Annotated in this window: 16 protein-coding genes; 11 read left to right on the top strand and 5 right to left on the bottom strand. The window is 72.8% G+C overall.

Translation table 11 applies throughout. From position 1 onward, the window contains the following. Positions 1–38 precede the first annotated feature (38 nt). Positions 39–863 carry a TatD family hydrolase gene (locus FF36_RS02695; RefSeq protein ID WP_044883363.1) on the bottom strand — a complete coding sequence of 275 codons (825 nt, stop codon included), beginning with the start codon at positions 861–863 and terminating at the stop codon, positions 39–41. A gap of 114 nt (positions 864–977) precedes the next feature. On the opposite strand from FF36_RS02695, the gene FF36_RS02690 reads away from it, so the two are divergent. After that, positions 978–2090: an ABC transporter substrate-binding protein gene (locus FF36_RS02690; protein WP_044883362.1), complete on the top strand. Its 1113-nt coding sequence runs from the start codon at positions 978–980 to the stop codon at positions 2088–2090. A gap of 222 nt (positions 2091–2312) precedes the next feature. Continuing rightward, positions 2313–2867 carry a YdcF family protein gene (locus FF36_RS02685; RefSeq protein WP_044883361.1) on the top strand — a complete coding sequence of 185 codons (555 nt, stop codon included), beginning with the start codon at positions 2313–2315 and terminating at the stop codon, positions 2865–2867. A 283-nt stretch (positions 2868–3150) separates the two neighbouring features. Here FF36_RS02685 and rsmI read toward each other — a convergent pair whose 3' ends face one another. Next, positions 3151–4284 (bottom strand): 16S rRNA (cytidine(1402)-2'-O)-methyltransferase, encoded by a 1134-nt coding sequence (rsmI, locus tag FF36_RS02680; protein ID WP_044883360.1) that lies wholly within the window; start codon positions 4282–4284, stop codon positions 3151–3153. A 40-nt stretch (positions 4285–4324) separates the two neighbouring features. Between rsmI and FF36_RS36870 the strand changes: the two genes are divergently transcribed. The 3 genes from FF36_RS36870 to FF36_RS02670 form a co-directional block, all read left to right on the top strand. Continuing rightward, positions 4325–5028 (top strand): phospholipid carrier-dependent glycosyltransferase (locus FF36_RS36870; protein ID WP_242422248.1); only part of this gene is annotated, 704 nt, incomplete at its 3' end. A gap of 7 nt (positions 5029–5035) precedes the next feature. Further along, a partial coding sequence (locus FF36_RS36865; RefSeq protein WP_422615064.1) for a dolichyl-phosphate-mannose--protein mannosyltransferase occupies positions 5036–6109 on the top strand: 1074 nt, incomplete at its 5' end. Between the two features lie 379 nt (positions 6110–6488). Then, complete coding sequence (locus tag FF36_RS02670; RefSeq protein ID WP_009741926.1) at positions 6489–6689, top strand: hypothetical protein; 201 nt, start codon at positions 6489–6491, stop codon at positions 6687–6689. 132 nt (positions 6690–6821) lie between these two features. Here the strand turns inward: FF36_RS02670 and FF36_RS02665 are convergent, their stop codons facing one another. Then, positions 6822–7436 (bottom strand): hypothetical protein, encoded by a 615-nt coding sequence (locus tag FF36_RS02665; protein ID WP_242422246.1) that lies wholly within the window; start codon positions 7434–7436, stop codon positions 6822–6824. A gap of 364 nt (positions 7437–7800) precedes the next feature. Between FF36_RS02665 and FF36_RS02660 the strand changes: the two genes are divergently transcribed. The 6 genes from FF36_RS02660 (at position 7801) to FF36_RS02635 (ending at position 16432) form a co-directional block, all read left to right on the top strand. Then, positions 7801–9585, top strand: coding sequence for a glycoside hydrolase family 15 protein (locus tag FF36_RS02660; protein WP_044883358.1), 1785 nt, complete (start codon positions 7801–7803; stop codon positions 9583–9585). Positions 9586–9820: 235 nt separating this feature from the next. Further along, positions 9821–11341 carry an FHA domain-containing protein gene (locus FF36_RS02655; RefSeq protein ID WP_044883357.1) on the top strand — a complete coding sequence of 507 codons (1521 nt, stop codon included), beginning with the start codon at positions 9821–9823 and terminating at the stop codon, positions 11339–11341. 120 nt (positions 11342–11461) lie between these two features. After that, entirely contained in the window at positions 11462–12331 is an 870-nt protein-coding gene (locus FF36_RS02650; RefSeq protein WP_044883356.1) for a DUF305 domain-containing protein, read from the top strand. A 320-nt stretch (positions 12332–12651) separates the two neighbouring features. After that, a complete protein-coding gene (locus FF36_RS02645) occupies positions 12652–14313 on the top strand; it encodes a SulP family inorganic anion transporter (protein ID WP_044883355.1) in 1662 nt (553 codons plus the stop codon). 66 nt (positions 14314–14379) lie between these two features. Next, positions 14380–15573, top strand: a complete 1194-nt coding sequence (locus FF36_RS02640; RefSeq protein WP_044883354.1) for a family 43 glycosylhydrolase — start codon at positions 14380–14382, stop codon at positions 15571–15573. A 103-nt stretch (positions 15574–15676) separates the two neighbouring features. Next, on the top strand, positions 15677–16432 hold the full coding sequence (locus FF36_RS02635; protein ID WP_052680919.1) for a YceI family protein: 756 nt from the start codon (positions 15677–15679) through the stop codon (positions 16430–16432). A 239-nt stretch (positions 16433–16671) separates the two neighbouring features. On the opposite strand, the gene FF36_RS02630 is transcribed toward FF36_RS02635, so the two are convergent. After that, entirely contained in the window at positions 16672–18444 is a 1773-nt protein-coding gene (locus FF36_RS02630) for a hypothetical protein (RefSeq protein ID WP_044883353.1), read from the bottom strand. An 18-nt stretch (positions 18445–18462) separates the two neighbouring features. After that, complete coding sequence (locus FF36_RS02625) at positions 18463–19209, bottom strand: cysteine hydrolase family protein (protein WP_044883352.1); 747 nt, start codon at positions 19207–19209, stop codon at positions 18463–18465. Positions 19210–19587: the final 378 nt, after the last annotated feature.

Genomic DNA, 19587 nt, shown 5'->3' with positions numbered 1-19587 from the left:
CGCCCGCAGCTCGGCCGGTGCGAGCAGCGCGTCGGTGCCTACCAGGGCCCGAACACCCGCTCGGCGTTGGCGGCGATCGACGCGCCGAGCTCGGCGACGCCCACCCCACGGGTCTCGGCGAGCACCCGCAGCGTCAGCGGGATCAGGTAGGGACCGCCGGGCCGGCCCCGCCAGGGCACCGGGGTGAGGAACGGCGCGTCGGTCTCGACGAGCAGCAGCTCGGCCGGGGCGACGGCGGCCGCCTCGCGCAGGTTTGCCGCGTTCTTGAAGGTCACGTTGCCGGCGAAGGACATCACGTAGCCGGCGTCGGCGCAGACCTTCGCCATCTCGGCGTCGCCGGAGAAGGCGTGGAAGACGACCGTGTCCGGAGCACCCTCCTCGGCGAGGATGCGCAGCGTGTCCTCGTGCGCATCCCGGTCGTGGATCATCAGGGCGCGGCCGGTCTCCTTGGCGATCGCGATGTGCCGGCGGAAACTCTCCTGCTGGACGGCGTGCGCCTCCGGCGGGGTGCGGAAGTAGTCCAGCCCGGTCTCGCCGATGGCCCGGACCTTGTCCCGGCGAGCAAGCTCGGTGATGGCCGCGAACGTCTCCTCGCTCACACCGTGGGCGGCCTCGTTGGGGTGGATGGCCACGGCCGCGTAGAGCTCCGGGTGGGCGTCGGCGACGTCGGCCTGCCACCGGCTCGTCGGCAGGTCCACCCCGACGGTGACGGCCCGGGTGACGCCGACGGCGACGGCGGCCGCGATCGCGGCGTCCACCTCGGTGTCCATGAGGTCGAGGTGGCAGTGGCTGTCGACGACGGCCACCGGCAGGGGATCGGGCGGCGGCGGTGGTTCGCCCGCCCGGTCAGAGTTTCGCGCCACCTCACCCATCCTTCCGCATCCGGTGAAGTCTACGGCCGCTGCCGGGCGCGCCGAGGAATGCGCCTATCAAGCATGGGACGCTTATCTCGTGAGCGACTGCGAGGATTCCTGCCGATGACGACGCCGTTGACCGTGGCCCTCGTCACCCCGCTGACCGGGCCGGACGCCGCCCAGGGCCTGGCCGGTCTGCGCGGCGTCACCCTGTGGGCGCGCGACGAGCGGCTCCCCGCCCCCTGGGACGAGGTGAGCCTCACCGCGTACGACGCCTACCCCGACCCGGCGGCCGCGATGCGAGCCGCCGTCGCCGGCCGTCCGGACGCCCTGCTCGGGCCCTACGGCCACCGGGCGGCCCTGGCGGCCTGCGCGGCGACCGACCGGGTGGTGTTCAACACGGGGGCGCCGTCGACCAGGTTCGTCCGGCAGGCGTTCCCCAACGTCGTCAACATCGCCGCGGCCACCTCGACCTGGCCACGGGGGGTCCTCGCGGCGGTGCGGGCGGCCGACCGGCGGGCCCGCAAGGTCGTCCTGCTCGCCTCGGGCGACACCGCGGTCGAGATCACCTCGGTGGCCAGGGCAGCCGCCACCGCCCAGGCGTTCGAGGTCGCCTCGCACGTCTTCGCGCCGGGGAAGGCCACACTCGCCGCGACCCGGCTACCCCCGGGCGACGTCCTCATCGTGCACGCGAGCCCCGACGACGAGCTGGCCGCGGCGAACATCCTGCTGCGCCGGCCGTGGCGGGCGGCGGCATTCTCCACCGCCGTCAGCGCCCAGGCCACCGCCAGCCTTGGCGACCTGCGCGAGCAACTGCTCGCCCCGGGAAGCTGGATGCCGGAGAGCACCCAGCCGACCGCCACCGGCCCGACGGCGCGCGAGTTCACCGCCGACTACACCGCCCTGCACGGCGTCGCGCCGACGGAGACGGCCGCCTGGGCCTACGTCACCGGCCTGATCCTGGGGCGGGCGATCCGGTTCTGCGGGGGCGTGCAGGACGCCTCGGTGCTCGCCGCCGCCCGCGGTATCGACACGACGACGCTGCTCGGCCGGTTTCGGCTGGACGAGGCGACCGGGCTGCAGGTCGGCCACCAGATCCCGATCGTGCAGTGGCAGGACGGCGCGTCACGCACCGTGTGGCCAAGGGAGGCCGCCCGGGCCACGTTCGCCCATCCCCGCCGGATCACCAGCCGGCCGGCCTCGGCACCGCCGACCTCCACCTCCCCGTCGGCGTAGGGCGGCGTCGGCGTAGGGCGGCGTCGGCGTAGGGCGGCGTCGGCGTAGGGCGGCAGGGAGACGGGCCGCCCGTCGGCGCCGCATCTCGGTGTTGTCCGGGGCGGCGGGTTGCGGCGGGTGAGCCCACCCGGAGCTGGTGAGCCGTGGTTGGCTCGGGTCCACGCGGTGGAACGAGGCTCCACGATGGCCACGGCGGCGCCGAGCCGCCCTGAAGGGAGGTCCATGGCGGCGGGTCCGCTCGAGCGCGCGCCGGCCGGCACGTCGCGCCGCCGGGCCATCGCCATCGCCCTGGTCGGCGCCCTGGCGGTCGCGTTCACTGCGGCCACCGCACGGCTGTTCGTCTTCCCCCAGCGCGAACAGCCGGCGCCGGTCGACGCCATCGTCATGTTCGCCGGCAGTGCTGGCCGGCTCGAACGGGCGGTCGCCCTCGCCCGCGCCGGTTACGCCCCGGTTCTCGCCGTCTCGACGCCGACCGCCGACGACCCCTGCCCCGACGCCATCCCCGGCGTGGAGGTGATCTGCTTCGCGCCCAGCCCCCTGACGACCCAGGGCGAGTCCCGCTGGGTGGGTGCCGCGGCGGCACGGCGCGGCTGGCACTCCCTGATCGTGATCACCTCGACGTCGCAGAGCACCCGGGCCCGGCTACGGCTTGGCCGCTGCTACCCCGGCGAGGTCCGGATGATCGGGGTGCCGCCGCCCCGCCGCCTGTGGCCCTACATGATCATCTACGAATGGGCCGCGATGGGCAAGGCCCTGCTGCTCCAGCGGGGCTGCTGACCCACGCCGCGAGCCCCACTCCCGACTCCAGCCCCCACCTCGGCGATCTTGGGGTTCCGCGGAACCGTGCCCGCGCCTCCCGGAAGCCCCGCCCCCGACGTGCGGGCGTGGCCAGCCGTCCGACGCCGGTGGTTGCAGAGGCAACTGCAGGAGGTTATTCGCGGTAGCAGGCAGGCGAACCGCGAACGACCTCCTGCAACTGCTGACCGTCGGCTGGTCGGGACCGGCGCGGCCGTTCGGGTCGGTCCTGACGGGAACGGCCGACCTGACGGGAACGGCCGACCTAGCGGGGACGGTCGGGCGGGGCGGGGCGGGGCGCACGGACGGCGAGTTCGGCGGCGTAGACATCGTTGCGGGACACGCCGTGGTCGGCGGCGACCGCCCGGCGGGCCTCCTTGCGCGGCATGCCGGCGGCGGTGCGGCGGGCGACGTCGGCGGCGAGGACCCGAGCATCGACCGAGTCGACGGAGCCCGCAACGTCGGCAGGGGCGTCGAGCTCCTCCGATCCGCCGCTAGGCGAACCGCCGAGGGGCGAACCGACGGCAGGCCCACCGACGGCGGACGAGCCGGCAGCGGGCAGGAGGACGGCGGACGAACCCGCGGCGGACAGGCCGGCGGCGGACGAGCCGGCAGCAGCCGGCCGGGCGGCGGGCGAGCTGGCGGCGGGTGGAGGGGACTGGACGGGCCTGGCCGCCTCCGCGGCGGCGAAATCGACGGTCACCGGTCCGCGCCTGGCGCCGCCGGCGATCACCAGGGTGAACTCCCCGCGGATCACGCGGCCGTCGGTGGCCCAGGCGAGCAGGGCCGCGAGATCGCCGCGGACGATCTCCTCGAAGGTCTTGGTCAGCTCCCGGCACAGCACCGCGGCGCGGTCGGCACCGAAGGCGGCGATCAGGTCGCCCAGGCCCGCCGGGAGCCGGTGCGGGGACTCCAGGAACACCATCGTGCGGGTCTCGTTGCCGAGTTCGCGCAGCCGGGAACGCCGGTCGGCGCCCTTGCGCGGCAGGAAGCCCTCGAAGGTCCACCGGTCGGTGGGCAGGCCGCTGACGGCCAGGGCGGCGGTCACCGCGGACGGGCCGGGCACGACGGTGACGGTCATGCCGGCGGCAGCGGCCGCGGCGACCACGCGGAAGCCGGGGTCGGACACCGCCGGCATTCCGGCGTCGGTGACCAGGGCGACCGTGGCCCCCTCACGCAGGTAGTCGGTCAGGAGCGCGGCGCGGGCGCCCTCCACCGCGTCGTAGCAGGACACGATCCGGCCGGAGATGGTGACGCCGAGGGCGTGCGCCAGCCGGAGCACCCGCCGGGTGTCCTCGGCCGCGATCACATCCGCCGTGGCGAGGATCTCACCGAGGCGTGGGCTCGCGTCCCGGACATCACCGATCGGAGCGCCGCACAGCACCAGGGTCCCGGACACCCGCCCAGTGTGTCAGGAGCCAGGACCTACCCTGATCGGTGTGACGGCGACGACGGCCCACGTGCCCTGGAGTGCGAGCGGAGGAGGCGACACGCCGCCCGTGACCGGTCCGGACCCGCTCGGTCCGCGGCGGACGCGGGCCGAGGCGCTGCGTGAGCGGCTGTGCCCGCCGATGCCGGGTTCACCGCTGGCCGGGTGGCTGGCGACCCTGTCGGTCGCGGTGCTGGCCGGCCTGCTGCGGTTCTGGAACATCACCCAGCCACGCGGGGTGTACTTCGACGAGGTCTACTACACCAAGGACGCCTGGGGCCTGCTCACCGCCGGTTACGAGATCGACTCGAGGTCCTGTTCCGGGCCGGCGTACGTCGTCCATCCGCCGTTCGGCAAGTGGCTGATGGCCGCCTCCGAGGGCCTGTTCGGGTACACGAACTGCGGGGGGGTCCCGCACGGCGACCCGGAGCTCGGCTGGCGGTTCTCCTCGGCGTTGTTCGGCACGCTGGCCGTGCTCGTCCTCGCCCGAGCCGCCCGGCGGATGTTCCGCTCGACCCTGCTGGGCTGCTTCGCCGGCCTGCTGCTCGCCATGGACGGCCTGGAGTTCGTGCAGAGCCGGATCGGGATCCTCGACATCTTCCTGATGACCGGGGTCGTCGTGGCGCTGGCGTGCCTGCTGCTCGACCGCGACGACGGACGGGCCCGGCTCGCCGACCGCCTGAGCGCGGCCCTGGCCCGAGGCTCCGGTCCGCCNCCCGCNCCNCCCCCGCCGGTCGCCGGCTCGCCAGGCGCGGACGGCGCGGGCATGGACTCGGCAGGCTCCGCCACCACAGCAGACTCGACGGCCGCGGCGAACTCCGTAGCTACGGCGAAATCGGCGGCGACAGCCGACTCAGGCGCCGCGGCCGGCCGTCAGGATCGGCTGCGCGAGCTGTACGGGCCCCGGCTGGGATTCCGCCGGTGGCGACTGGCCTGCGGGGTGGCGCTCGGCCTGTCGATGGGCGTGAAGTGGAGCGCGCTGTACACGATCATCGGCTTCGCGGCGCTCGCGATCGCCTGGGACATCGGCGCCCGGCGCACCGGCGGTGCGCAGCGGCCCGTGCTGGGGGCGCTGCGACGGGACCTGCCCGCCTGGGCCGCGATGTTCGTGATCGTCCCGATCGTGACGTTCCTGGCCACCTGGACGGGCTGGTTCGTCACCGACGGCGGCTACTACCGGCACTTCTACGGCGACGGGTTCGGCGCGGCGTGGCACGGCTGGTGGAAGTACCAGATGGCGGTGCTGAAGTTCCACGAGGGCCTCGACCAGGGGCATGCCTTCGCCTCGCACCCGATGAGCTGGCTGGTGATGGCCCGGCCGGTGGCGTACTACTACTCGTCGCCCGCCTACGGGACGTCCGGCTGCCACGACCCGGCCGGCTGCTCCCGGGAGGTCCTGGCGCTGGGCAACCCGGCGGTGTGGTGGGTGGGCACCGCCTGCCTGGTGGGGATGCTCGCCTGGTGGGTGACCCGGCGGGACTGGCGGGCGGCCCTGGTGCTGGTCGGTTTCGGCTCGGCCTTCCTGCCGTGGCTGCTGTTCCCGAACCGCACGATGTTCTTCTTCTACGCGCTGCCGTGCCTGCCGTTCCTCGTCCTCGGGATCACGGCGCTGGCGGGGCTCGCGCTCGGCCCGCGGGAGGCCTCCGACGCCCGCCGGCTCACCGGCGCGTTGACGGTCGGCGTCTACACGATCGTCGTCGTCCTGCTGTTCGCGTACTTCTACCCGATCCTCGCCGCGCAGGTGATCCCCTACTCCTCGTGGCGGGCCAGGATGTGGTTCCCCGGCTGGATCTGAACCGGGGAACCCCCACACGGCGCGCCGACCCGGCGGCGTGGGCTCGATGTGAGCTCTCTCACTCGATCCGCCCCGATGCCCCACGCGACCACCGAAAGCGATGCCATCCTCACAAAAGGACACTCCCGTCCGGGTTGGCGCGCAGACACGGGGGCTATCGCAGTTGACTGATCACCCAGAGTCGAAGCAACACGCCGCTAGCAGTCTCATCGGTGGGGGCGACAGGGGGGGTCACGTACGGCGTGAGATCCCCATCGGGGATGGTGGGGCGGTCACCATGCCCCGAGGCCGCACGGCAGGTAGCGCCCGTGCGGGTCTCCCTCCGACCTCCAACCACCGGAGCCGGGTGTCGGGCGGACCGAGACTGGGAGGAACCACCATGGCCGATGTGTCGGTGCGCTTCGCGATGACCGATGACAGCGAGATCGTGCTGAACCTGTCCCTCACGCAGGCGATCCGACTCACCGAGGCGATCGCGTCGAAGGTGAGCCAGGCGATGACCGAGCAGCCGCGGGCCGGGATGAACGGCAACGCCTACGGCCCGGGCGGAGTGCGCCCCGGGCCGTACTCGACGTCCTGACCGCGGACATCGCGACGGCGGACATCGCGACGGCGGCGGCCGGGGCGCCCCGCCCGGCCGCGGGTACCCATCGGCACCCAGCATCCGCCGGCCACTCGGCACCCGCGGGCACCCAGCACCTGTAGGCACTCGTCAGCGGGGCTCGGGCGCGCCCCCGGTGAGCTGTGCGATCAAGGCCCGCAGCAGGTCGAGGTCCCGCCGACGCAGCTCGGCCGCGGAGGCGGGATCCGGCCGCGCCGGAGTCAGCGCCGCCCGCACCCGCCGCAGCTTGTCGCGCAGCGACTCCACGACCGCGGGCGAGACCAGGCCGTCGCGCAGCACCAGCACGACGTGCCCGCCGTGCTGCACCACATCCACCGGCTCGTCCATCGGCAGGGTGACGACCCGCATGCCGACGGGGGCCTCCTGGTCGTAGACGAGGCAGAGCTGATCCTCGGCCAGCACCTCGGCGCTGCCGTCGTCCCAGAGGACCGTCGCCCGCGCGGTGACCGGTGCCGCGCTGCGGGTCGACTCGACGCGTACCGGCCCGGGCTGCTCGGCCGGCTCGCGGCGCCCGGCCGCGTGCACGGCCAGCACGGTGCCGCGCCGCGACCAGATCCCGCCACCGAGGTCGTCGACCGGGAAGACCCGGTCGCCCCGAGCGAACATCACCAGCGCGGCACGACCGTCCTCGGCAGTCGGAGGGTGGGCGGCCATGGCGTGATCGTAGGTGGCGACCTCGGACGCCCGCGCGGCGAGACCCCCCACCGGGGTGCGAACGCCGCCCCCGCCACCGCCCGCGACCGCCCCGGACCGCCAGTAGCGACGAGGGTTCCACCGACCCGGTGACCTCCACAGACGCGGCGCGGACCCGGCGCCGACGCATCGCCGACACCGCGATTTCACACGGCGGGTTGGGCCCGTTTTTCGGCTTGTCGGCAGTGATGGGCGTGGACCGTCCCGGCGGGTTACCTTCGCCTGGTTGCCATCGCTCGGGTGGCGACCGGCGGCGGCCGGGAGGACGCGAGCGGCTCGGCGTCGGGTTGTGCTCGCGCGGTGGCGTCCTCCCTCTCCGTCCCCCGCAGAATCCCTGGTCGGATCCTCGGCCAATCACGCCTCGCGGAGCCTACGAATGCCCGACACCGACTACCCGCCCATCGAGGAGCACGCGGTCATCGGCGACCTGCGTACCGTGGCCCTGGTCGCCACGGATGGCACGATCGACTGGTACTGCCCGCAACGCTTCGATGCGCCGTCGGTCTTCGCGAGCCTGCTCGACGCCGATCGCGGCGGATCGTTCCGCATCCACTGTCCGGACTCGCGGGCGAAGCAGCTTTACCTGCCCGACTCGAACATCCTGATGACCCGTTTCCTCACCCCACGGGCGGTCGGCGAGGTCGTCGACTTCATGGTCCCGGTGGACAGCGACGTCGCGGAGACGCCGCACGTCGTCGTCCGCCAGGCCCGCGCCGTGCGCGGGACGGCGACGTTCCGGCTGCGCTGCGACCCGCGGTTCGACTACGGGCGCGCCGCGCACACGGTGACGCTGGTCCCCGGCTCGGGGGCGGTGTTCGAATCGGTGAAGGGCACCCTCGTGCTGCGCACCGCGCTGCCGCTGCGGGTCGACGGCACCGCCGTGTTCGCGGAGTTCGACCTGCCCATGGGTGAGACCGCCGACATCGTGCTCGAATGGAACTCGACGATCCGTCCGCTGATCACCGGCGAGGCGGACACGCTGTTCACCCGGACGCTGAACTACTGGCAGGCGTGGCTGCGGCGCAGTCGTTACCACGGCCGCTGGCGAGAAATGGTCCTACGCAGCGCACTGGTGCTGAAGCTGCTGGTCTACCGGCCCACCGGCGCGCTGGTGGCGGCGCCGACCACCTCGCTGCCGGAGGAGCTCGGCGGCGTGCGCAACTGGGACTACCGCTACACCTGGATCCGGGACGCGGCGTTCACCACCTACGCCTTGATGGCCCTGGGTTTCACCGACGAGGCCGCCGCGTTCATGGACTGGCTGGAGCAGCGCTGCCACGAGGCACCGAAGGATTCCGGGCTGTACGTGCTGTACAGCGTCGACGGCAACGCCCACCTGGACGAGATCGTCCTGGACCATCTCGCCGGCTACCGCGGTTCGAAGCCGGTGCGCATCGGCAACGCCGCCGCCGAGCAGCTCCAGCTCGACATCTACGGCGAGCTGATGGACTCGGTCTACCTGTACAACAAGAAGGTTCCGATCTCCTTCCAGCTCTGGGAGGCCCTCGGCCGCCAGCTCGACTGGCTGGCCAAGCACTGGGACACCCCGGACGAGGGGATCTGGGAGACCCGCGGCGGGCGCCAGCGCTTCACCTACTCGGCGCTGATGACCTGGGTCGCCTTCGAGCGGGCCTGCCGCATCTCGCGCCAGCGGGGCCTGCCCGGCCCGACGAACGACTGGAAGGACTACGCCGGTCAGGCGTACCGGTTCGTGCAGAACGAGGCGTGGAATCCCACCCGCGGCGCCTACATGGAGTTCCCCGGCTCACCGCGGCTGGACGCGTCCCTGCTGTGCATGCCGCTGGTGAAGTTCTCCGGACCCACCGATCCGCGGTTCCTCTCGACGCTGGACCGGTTCGGCGAGGACCTCGTCAGCGACAGCCTGGTGCGCCGTTACGCCGCCGACGGCAGCGACGGGCTGACCGGCGACGAGGGCACGTTCAACCTGTGCTCGTTCTGGTACGTGGAGGCGCTGACCCGGGCCGGCCGGGTGAGCGAGGCCCGGATGGTCTTCGAGAAGATGCTCACCTACGCCAACCATGTGGGCCTCTACGCCGAGGAGATCGGCTCCTCCGGCGAGGCGCTCGGCAACTTCCCGCAGGCGTTCACCCACCTGGCGCTGATCAGCGCGGCGATCAACCTGGACCGGGCCCTGGGGTAACCGCCGCCCCGCCCTCGACCACCCGGCGGGCGGGTGACGCGCCCGCGGCGCGCGCTCGCCTGTCGGGCCCCGGACATCACCGGCCGCGGTGACGGTAAGGCGGTACCAGCCGACCCGTGGGCACGGCAGGATAGGACCGTACCGGACGGGCCGCACCGAGCGGCGAGGATGTGCCACGAGGCTGCCGGCGGTGATGACCGGCGCGGCGCGGGGTGTGGGGACGAGGGGCGAGGTCATGGCGGGACTGGACCATTTCCGGGTGGTCGTGGAGTCCGGGCACCCGGATCGGACCGGGGTGGTCGTCCGGCTGCCCGGCGCGCTCATCGTCGCCCGGGCCGGCCGGCCCGAGACCGCCGAGATCACCAGCAGGCTGCTCGGGCTGTGCGCCGAGGTGGCCGCGGAGGTGGGCACGACCGCGTCGACCATGGGTCGCCGGCTCGTGCGCCGGGTCGCCGGGGTCCTCGCCGACGCCGACCCGGACCGGGTGCCCGACTTCAGCCTGCTGACCACCGTCAACGACCGCGTCGCGGCGCTCGTCCACGGGGCGATGGACGTCGTGGCGTCCGGGACGTCCGGGGTGACGCTGTCCGGCGTGGACTCGGCCACCTGGGTCGACCGGCTGCTGCCGACGGAGATCGCCCGGATCGACGTCGGGCCGACCGGCATCGTCGGCCCGACCGGCTTCCCCGGCGGCCTCGGCGACCTCGGCTTCCCCCTCGACCTGCGGATCGGCGCGGTGCCCGGGATCGGCGTGAGCCTGCTGCTCAGCGACGCGCCCGCGCTGCCCGCCCCCAAGGCGTCGGCCGACCAGTTGCTCGCCGGCTTCGATCCGCTGCGCGACCCGATGACCGGCGCCGCGGCGATCCCCACGCCCGGCTCGCGCGCCCCGGACCCGATGTCGACCACCCCGCCGGCGCTGGCCCCGCTGCTCAGCGAGGAGGAGGAGGCCCACCGTCGCCGGGCGGCGGCGGAGCCCACCCAGGCCGCCGACCTCGACGAACTCGACGAACTCGACGAGGACCCGCCGACCGAGCTCGCCGGGCGCGAGGTGATCGGCCACGCCGCTGTCGACTCCGGCCCCGGCGGCCAGCTCGGCCAGCTCGGCCGCCTCGGCCAGCTCGGCGGCCATGCCGAGCCCCTGTCGGACGGCCTCGACGACGGGCTCGGCGACGACCTCACCGACGACGAGCACGACGCCATGACCCAGTTGCCCGGGCAGACCTTCACCGTCTCCGACCTCATCGAGGACGACGAGGCCCCGACGATGCTGCCCAGCGGCTCCGAGCCCCAGGTCGAGGGGGTGCTGTGCGCGAACGGGCACTTCAACCACCCGCAGGCGCCGTACTGCGCCGAGTGCGGCCTGTCGCTGGCCCAGCAGGGCTCCCGCACGGTGTGGGGCCCGCGGCCGACCGTCGGGGTGCTCGTGTTCGACGACGGGCAGACGATGGACGTCGACATGGATCTGGTCATCGGCCGCCAGCCCGACCGGGACGACGCCGTCCGGGCCGGCAAGGCGCGGGCGCTGCCAGTCGAGGACGGCGAGAGCGCCGTCTCCCGGGTACACGCCGTGATCACCCTGGCCGGCTGGGACGCGGTGATCACCGACCAGGGTTCGGCCAACGGCACCTACATCGCGCCGCCCGAGGCGACCGTGTGGACCCCCCTCAACCCGCACCAGCCCGCCCCGTTGGTGCCCGGCACCCGCGTCCAGGTCGGCAAGCGGACCTTCGTCTTCAACTCACACCTGCACGTCTGACCCCACCGCCCGCGGCCGACCCCACCGCCCGCGGCTGACCCTGGTCCCCGCGGCCGAAACGGGGAGGCTCGCGGGGGGTGGCGCGCGAAACGTCGGCACCTACGTCAGACTTGACGGACGATGAGCGATTCAGAGCTGCGCGCCGGGGGCGGCCTGCCCGCCTCCCCCACCGCGCCCGCAGACGCCCCAGCCGAGCCGCGCAGGCAGGACGACCGGCCCGCGCGAGACGAGCCCGGCACCGCCAGAGCCCGGCCGGGCGAGGCCGGTGCCCCGCGTCGCCGTCGCCGGGGCCGGGCGGCCCTGTGGTGGACCCCGGTCGTCGTGGTGCTGGTGGCCGGGCTGCTGGCCGCCGGCGCGGCGCTGGGCGACCTGCTCGACCGCCCGCCCGGCGAGAGCTCCGTCGACGTCGGCTTCGCCCGCGACATGTCCGAGCACCACGCGCAGGCCGTGCAGATGGCGATGATCGAGTTCGACCGCGGCGGCGACACGTCGACCCGCAGCGTCGCGCAGGACATCGCGCTGACCCAGCAGCGGGAGATCGGCATCATGTCGGCGTGGCTGTCGGGCTGGGGGCGGACCCAGACCGCCGCCGGCGCGCCGATGCGCTGGATGGGCGGCACGGGCGCGGCGGCCGGCACCGGGCACGAGGGGCACGGCGACACCGGCTCGGCGACCATGACCGACATGCCGGGTATGAACGGCACCGCCGGCGGCGCCGCGTCGGCCGGCGACACCGCCCGGATGCCGGGCATGGCGACCCCGAACGAGCTGCGGCGGCTCGCGACAATCCACGGCCGCGACCTCGACGTCCTGTTCCTCACCCTGATGGTGCACCACCATCGTGGGGGGCTGGCGATGGCGCAGTACGCGGCGCAGCACGCCGATGCGGACCGCACGCGCAGCCTGGCCAGGGCGATGGTGCTCAACCAGTCGATCGAGGTCGACCAGATGCAGGAGGCCCTCGCCCGGCTCGGGGCACCCCGGGCATGACCGGCCGAACCCGGCCGTCGCCTCACCGAAGCTGACTTTGTATCGTCAGATCCGTCTAACCGGACCGTACCGCCGGTCGTGCACCCGAGGCGTGGGGAACGCTGCCCCGCAGTCGTTCCCAGGGCGATGATGCCGCCACGCTGCGCTCTCCCGGGGATCCGTCGCGTCTCCCCACGGGGCGCCGTCCCCCGATCCATGCGTCGCCGTCTGATCGATGCGTCGCGTGGTGGCGACAGGCGGCGGGCGAGTAGGGGTCCGGTCCCGCCACGGCGGCTTCGGCGCTGCGCCGACGCCGCCGTCGATCCTCGAGGTCCGCTTCCATGACAGGTGTTTCCGCCCGCGAGGCCGCCGGCGTGGCGGCCGGGAGCCGTCGTGCGGTCGTCGGGGGACTGCGCCTGCCCGTGCTGGCCCGACACTGGCCCGGCGCGCGCCACGTCCGGGTGGAGCTGCTCGCGGGCCTGGTGACGGCGCTCGCGCTGATCCCGGAGACGATCTCGTTCTCGGTGGTGGCCGGGGTCGACCCGAAGGTCGGCCTGTTCGCGTCGTTCACCATCTCGGTGATCATCGCGTTCACCGGCGGCCGGCCGGCGATGATCTCCGCCGCCGCGGGCTCGATGGCCCTCGTGGCCGCGCCGCTGGTCCGCGAGCACGGGCTGAACTACCTGCTCGCGACCACCGTCGGGGTCGGGTTGCTGATGGGTGTCCTCGGCGTGCTCGGGGTCGCGCGGCTGATGCGCTTCGTGCCGCGCACCGTGATGATCGGCTTCGTCAACGCGCTGGCCATCCTGATCTTCACCGCCCAGATGCCGCACGTCATCGGCGAGTCGTGGAAGGTCTACGTTCTGGTCGCGGGGGGCCTGGCGATCCTGCTGACGGTCCCCCGGGTCACGACGGCGATCCCGGCGCCGCTCGTCGCGGTGGCGATCCTGACGCTGGTCACGTGCGGTTTCCACGTCTCGGTGCCGACGGTCGGGGACGAGGGCCGGCTGCCCAGCTCCCTGCCGGTGCCCGGCCTCCCCGACGTCCCGCTCACCTGGCAGACCCTGCAGATCATCGCCCCGTACGTGGTCGCGCTGACCGCGGTGGGCCTGCTGGAGACGCTGCTGACCGCCCAGATCGTCGACCGGATGACCGACTCCACCCACGACCCGAACCGCGAGGCCTGGGGCCTGGGCATCGCCAACGTCGTCAACGGCTTCTTCGGCGGGATGGGTGGCTGCGCGATGATCGGCCAGACCATCGTCAACGTCAACTCCGGCGGTCGCGGCCGGCTGTCGACCTTCGCCGCCGGCGGCTTCCTGCTGATGCTTGTCGTGCCGCTGCGCGACCTCGTCCGACACATCCCCATGTCCGCGCTGGTCGCGGTGATGATCCTGGTCTCGGTGATGACCTTCGAGTGGCGCAGCGTCGCGCCGTCCACCCTGCGCCGGATGCCCCGCGGCGAGACCGCGGTCATGGTCGTGACGGTCGCCGTCGTGGTGCCCACCCACAACCTTGCGTACGGGGTGGCCGTCGGCGTCGTCCTGGCCGCCCTGCTGTTCACCCGCCAGGTCGCCCGCCTGGCCCTGGTGACCAGCGTGCTCGACCCGGAGGGCGGCGAACGGATCTACGCCGTCCAGGGCACGTTGTTCTTCGCCTCGACGGGGGACCTGGTCGACGCCTTCGCCTACGGCCGCGACCCGGCCCGCGTCGTCATCGACCTGTCCAAGGCCGACGTCCTCGACTCCGCCGCGGTCGCCGCCCTCGACGACGTCCGCACGAAGTACCGCGAACGTGGCACGGAGGTGACCATCGTCGGGCTGAATCCGCGCAGCGCCGCCCTGCTGCGGGGGCTGTCTGTCGAGCCGCCCCCCGAGACGACCACCGAGCCGCCCCCCGAGACGACCGCCGAGCCGCCCCTCGAGCCGCCCCTCAAGACAACCACCGAGACAACTACTGAAACAACCACCGAGGCGACAGGGAGTGTCCGACGAGTCGATTGACGCCCAACTTCACCCCACCGTGAATACACTCCGCCATCAGATACTCACAATGAGGATGGTGGCGGCATGGGCGAGAAGGGCCTTACCGGTGGTCTGGTCGACTTCGCCCGACGCCAGCCGGCCGTGGTCGTCATCGTCATCGTCATCGCCGGGTTGTACCTGTCCAAGGCGAGCTCGGGCGCCTCGACCCGGGCCATCCTCGTCCCCGGCGTCGACTTCCCGGCGCCGTCCCTGCTGACCCGCAACCGGACGACCTACGCCGTCGGCGTGGACCCGCGTACCCCCGGCACGATCAGCCTGCTCTCCAGCCGGGACCGCCGGAGCTGGACCACCCAGCCCGACGCCCTGAAGGCGCCACCGGACTGGGCCGACCCGGGCGGCGGGCTGGGGCCGGCGGCGATCGGCGCGTTCGACGGCTCGTACGTCCTCTATTACACGACGATCTGGCACGAGCTCGGCATTCGCTGCATCTCGGCGGCGACCTCGGAGCACCTCGACGAGCCGTTCGTGGACACCTCGCAGGCCCCGTTCGTCTGCCAGACCGCGGACGGCGGCAGCACCGACCCGAGCCCCTTCGTGGACGACGCCGGGCGCGCCTACCTGGCCTGGAGCAGCCCGGGACGGCCCGGCGGCGCGGGCCCGACGCTGTGGGCCCAGCGGCTGCGCTCGGACGGGCTGGTGCTCACCGGCGAGCCGGCGGTACTGCTGCGCCCCAGCCTGCCCTGGCAGCAGAAGCGGGTCGCGAGCCCCTCGATGATCGTCGAACAGGGGCGCGACCACCTGGTGTACTCGGCCGCACCGGAGCTCAACGGGCGCCAGGTGGTGGCCAGCGCGTCGTGCACCGGCCCGCTCGGGCCCTGCCGCCCGGCACCGAAGCCGATGCTGACGGGTGGGAAGGTCGGCTTCGGCCCCGGAGGCGCCCACGCCTTCACCGACTCCCGTCATCGCTGGTGGCTGGGCCTGCACGGCTGGGACTCACCGCCGGCGGGCGCCTACCTGCCGACCGGGCGGTTCGTCGTGGTCCCCCTGCGGGTGCGCGACGACGGGCTGTCCGTACAGGTCAAGTCGCTCACCCAGGGCCGAGTCCGCCCGCCCGAGCAGCACGGCTCCCACCCGCGCGACCACGAGACCCGTCGCCACGAGACCCGTGACCACGAGACCCGCCGCCACGAGACCCGTGACCGTGGCGACCACGCCCGCGAGCAGGACGCCGCCGACAGCGGCGCTCACGCCGGCCCGGGGACGGCCGCCGGCGGGTGACAGGCACAATGACCCTCTCAACATCGTTGTCTGGACAACTAACAGCAACGAACCTCGGCGACGCCCGTCTCCGAGCCCCCACGTCGAGAGGGACGATCTTCCGATGACCGAACCCGAGGCACCGGGCCCGCGGCCCCGACGTCGGCGGCCGCGGCTGCTCGTCGTCCTGATCGGCGCCGTCGTGGTGCTGGCGATCCTGGTCGTCGGCGGCACCGCCCTCTACATCAACGTGATCAAGAAAGACGCCCCGGAGGAGTTCTCCCTGGCCCAGCCGGGCGGCAGCGAGACGGTGGCGCCGACCGGCTCGCTGGCCGGCTCCTGGGCGATCGCGCCGGGCTCGGAGGTCGGCTACCGAGTGAAGGAGAACCTGTTCGGCCAGGACACGACGGCGGCGGGGCGGACGAAGCAGGTGTCCGGCTCGCTCACCATCGACGGCTCGCGGGCCTCGAAGGCGTCCTTCACCGTGCAGATGGCCACGGTGACCAGCGACGAGAGCCGCCGGGACAGCCAGTTCCGCGGCCGGATCATGGACACGGACACCTTCCCGACCGCCACCTTCACCCTCGCCGAACCGGTCGACATCGGCGCCGTCCCCACCGACTCGAAGACCACCCGGGCCGTCACGGCGAAGGGTGACCTGACCCTGCGGGGCAAGACCAGGCGGGTCACGATGACGCTGCAGTCCCGCTGGGACGGCACCTCGATCCGTACCGTCGGCCAGCTCCCGATCGTCTTCGCCGACTACGACGTCCCGAACCCGAGCTTCCCCGGCGTCTCCACGGAGGATCACGGGATCATGGAGGTCTCCCTGATCTTCACCCGCTCCGCCGCGGCCCCCGCCACCACCGCCAGCCCCTGACCGCCCCTCCCCTGCCCTTCCCCTGCCCTTCCAGAGAGACGAAACGGACACGAAGCGCTTCGGAAGGGCAAAGTTGCGTAATGCAACCAGGCCGCCACACGTCGACCGGACCGTACGGCATGCGCGTCACCGGTCACGAACGAGAACCGCGCCGCCGGTCGGGGTGGGTGACCGGCGGCGCGGCGAAGGCTGCGCCTCGGGCGGCGTGGCGAAGATCCGCCCCTCGCTGAGGCGACCGGTCAGACGGTTCCGGCGCCCGCAGGTGCCGAGGTCGTCGGCTTGGGGCCGGTCGCCGAGGTGCTGGCCGGGGTGTCCGGGGCCGAGACCGGGTCCGCGACGGGCGGGCGGGCGGCGTCGGCGGCCGGCGAGGCCTCGTCGGGAGTGCTCCGCCGCGTCTGCGACGGGATGCCGTGCTCCCGCTCCAGCGCGATCTCCTCGGCGTCCGGTACCCGCGGTGCGGGCCTGGTCAGCGCCCAGGCCACGCAGACCAGCGTGAGGAACAGGTACCCCAGGGCAACCTGGCCGCCGCCCGCGTCCCACTCGACCTTCTCCGCGTGGATCAGCCCCACGAAGGACAACACCGCACCGGCGGCCGAGGCGATCGCGGCCGAGATGAACCGTTTGTCGATGATGAACGCGACGATGGAGCCGAGCACCAGGCCGGCCAACACCGCGCCGTCCCCGAGCAGGTGCAGGCCATGCAGCAGCACGCTGTTGCCCTCGAGGTCGGCGTCGGTGACGTTCAGGTTGACCGCCGGGTTCAGCTTCGACGCCACGCCGACGGCTGTCGTCACCGTGTTGTCGATCTGCCCGGCCGCCCAGGAGGCGATGTTCGGGATGATCGCGGCGATGACGGCGGCGCCGTGCGCCTTCGGCGAGGCCTGGAAGGCCTGGGCGCCGATGAGCAGCCCGATGTAGAGCAGGATCGGCACGATCGCCGGCAGCGGTAGCACGGCGTTGAGCAGGCCGAACAGGCCGAGGAAGCACAGGACCGCGATGACGATGCCGGTGGCCAGGGAGTAGCCGGTGCGACCACCGGCGGCCTTCCAGCCCGGGTGGCCGATGTAGACGGCGGGCGGGAACGGCGAGCCGAGCGCCGAGCCGATGATGGCGCCGAAGCCGTCGGCGAGCAGGATCGGCCGCAGGTTGTAGTTGTCCCCGGCGGACGCGGCGCTCTCCACGTTGGACATGCCCTCGGTGAAGTTGTAGACGCCGAGCGGGATGGCCGTGGCCAGCAGCGGCGAGATGTCGGACAGGCCGTGGAACAGCTTGTCGAAGTGGAAGGTCGGCAGCGACACCGCGATGTCCTTGGCCGCCTCCGACACCGCCGGGGTGTCCATGAACCCGCCGATCCAGCCGATGGCGGTGCCCAGCGCCAGCGCGACCGCGCCGATCGGCAGGTTCCACGGCAGCTTCAGGTCGGTGAGCAGGCCGACGAGCAGCAGGCCGAAGACGGGCAGCGCGATCCAGGCGGCGTCCCACATCTGCGCGGCGGGCCGCATGGAGATGAACGCGATCGAGATGCCGGCCAGCGTGCCGAGCATGGCCGCCCGCGGCGCGTACTTGCGGATCATCGGCCCGACGAACGCACCGATCACGACGATGATGCCGATGATGAATGCCCAGGCGAGGCCGGCCTGCCACGCCTCGACCGGGTTCTTCGTCTTCAGGTAGATCGGCAGCATGATGACGAACACGACGATGAACATGTGCGGGACGCTCGGCCCGTACGGCATCGCCGTGACGTCGTCACGGCCCTCCTTCGCCGCCAGCCGGCGACCCAGGTAGGCGTAGAACAGGTTGCCGAGCAGCATCGCGATCCCGAGCGCGGGCAGGATCGCGCCGAAGACGTCGGCGGAGGGGATGTTGACGACGAACAGGCACAGCGAGCTCAGGACGATGACGTTGACCAGCACGTTGACGCCCAGGCCGAAGAAGGCGTTGGTGTCGCCCTTCGTCCAGTAGGGCAGGGCCGGCGCGGACGACGCAGGCCGATTCCCGATCTTGACCATGGTGGGACCCGTCCTCTTTCAGGAGGCCGTGACGGCGGGTGCGGGCACGGTGGAGTCGGCCGCGGGGGCCGAGGAGGCGAGCGCGGCGAGGAAGTCGGCGGAGGGGGCGACCCAGCCGAAGATCCCGCCCTGGGCGGCGACCATCTCCAGCGCCATCCGCTGGAACTCGGGGAAGTAGGAGCCCACGCAGTCACTGAGCACCAGGCACTCGAAGCCGCGGTCGTTGGCCTCGCGGACGGTCGTGTGCACGCAGACCTCGGTCGTCACCCCGGCGACGACGAGGCTGGTGATCCCCTTCTCGGCGAGGACGTCGCCGAAGGCGGTGGCGTAGAAGGCACCCTTGCCGGGCTTGTCGATGACGTACTCGCCGTCGACCGGCGCGAGCTCGTCGATGATGTCCTGCCCGTACTCACCCCGGATGAGGATGCGGCCCTTGGGACCGAGGTCGCCGATGCGCAGCGCGGCGTCGCCGCGGTGCAGCTTCGCCGGCGGGAGGTCGGACAGGTCGGGCAGGTGGCCCTCGCGGGTGTGGATGACGGTCAGCCCCGCGGCCCGCACGGCCGCCAGCACGGCCTGCAGCGGTTCGATCGTGCTGCGCAGTTGGCTGACATCGTTGCCGAGGCTCTCCCCGAAGCCACCCGGTTCGAGGAAGTCGCGCTGCATGTCGATGACGACGAGTGCGGTGGTTGCGGGGTCGAAGGTGAAGTCGTACGGTCGGGCGCTCACGGTCAGGGGCGCGGTCGGGGTCGTTGCGGTTTCGCTCATGCCAGCTCTCGCCATCGGAGTCCACGGGTTTCGGGTCCGCGCAGGTCGGATCCGCGCGTCTGGAGTGCGTCGAGGGAGCTCGCCACGCCCGGCCCGGTCGTCCGGTGCCTCCCCCGTCGGGTCTGGAGACGAGGGTCAGGGGGTGTCGTTTCAGATCACCGCCCGGCACGTAACGCGTCGATAAACTCTGTATCCCGTCCCGTATCCGAATTCGTATACAGATCATGAGAACGGTCGATCTGGCGTTTAGCGGCTTTTGTGCTGGTCGGCGGTTCGTGGGGACGTGGCGTACGCCACTGCGAGCCACTCACAGCGCCGAACGGGTCGATATTGGCCCGCGAGGCTCCGCGCCGGGCGGAGTCGTGATCCACGCGCGAC

Origin of the sequence: Frankia torreyi, from assembly GCF_000948395.1 — a bacterium.
GTDB classification, from domain to species: Bacteria; Actinomycetota; Actinomycetes; order Frankiales; family Frankiaceae; genus Frankia; species Frankia torreyi.
The sequence above is the reverse complement of the archived record's forward strand: the minus strand, read 5'-3'. Positions and strand labels throughout refer to the sequence as shown.

What these genes read in the sequence shown, in the direction of transcription:
- FF36_RS02690 (WP_044883362.1), top strand. Translation starts at nt 978, where the DNA reads ATGACGACGCCGTTGACCGTGGCCCTCGTCACCCCGCTGACCGGGCCG.
- FF36_RS02685 (WP_044883361.1), top strand. Translation starts at nt 2,313, where the DNA reads ATGGCGGCGGGTCCGCTCGAGCGCGCGCCGGCCGGCACGTCGCGCCGC.
- FF36_RS02670 (WP_009741926.1), top strand. Translation starts at nt 6,489, where the DNA reads ATGGCCGATGTGTCGGTGCGCTTCGCGATGACCGATGACAGCGAGATC.
- FF36_RS02660 (WP_044883358.1), top strand. Translation starts at nt 7,801, where the DNA reads ATGCCCGACACCGACTACCCGCCCATCGAGGAGCACGCGGTCATCGGC.
- FF36_RS02655 (WP_044883357.1), top strand. Translation starts at nt 9,821, where the DNA reads ATGGCGGGACTGGACCATTTCCGGGTGGTCGTGGAGTCCGGGCACCCG.
- FF36_RS02650 (WP_044883356.1), top strand. Translation starts at nt 11,462, where the DNA reads ATGAGCGATTCAGAGCTGCGCGCCGGGGGCGGCCTGCCCGCCTCCCCC.
- FF36_RS02645 (WP_044883355.1), top strand. Translation starts at nt 12,652, where the DNA reads ATGACAGGTGTTTCCGCCCGCGAGGCCGCCGGCGTGGCGGCCGGGAGC.
- FF36_RS02640 (WP_044883354.1), top strand. Translation starts at nt 14,380, where the DNA reads ATGGGCGAGAAGGGCCTTACCGGTGGTCTGGTCGACTTCGCCCGACGC.
- FF36_RS02635 (WP_052680919.1), top strand. Translation starts at nt 15,677, where the DNA reads ATGACCGAACCCGAGGCACCGGGCCCGCGGCCCCGACGTCGGCGGCCG.
- FF36_RS02630 (WP_044883353.1), bottom strand. Translation starts at nt 18,444, where the DNA reads ATGGTCAAGATCGGGAATCGGCCTGCGTCGTCCGCGCCGGCCCTGCCC.
- FF36_RS02625 (WP_044883352.1), bottom strand. Translation starts at nt 19,209, where the DNA reads ATGAGCGAAACCGCAACGACCCCGACCGCGCCCCTGACCGTGAGCGCC.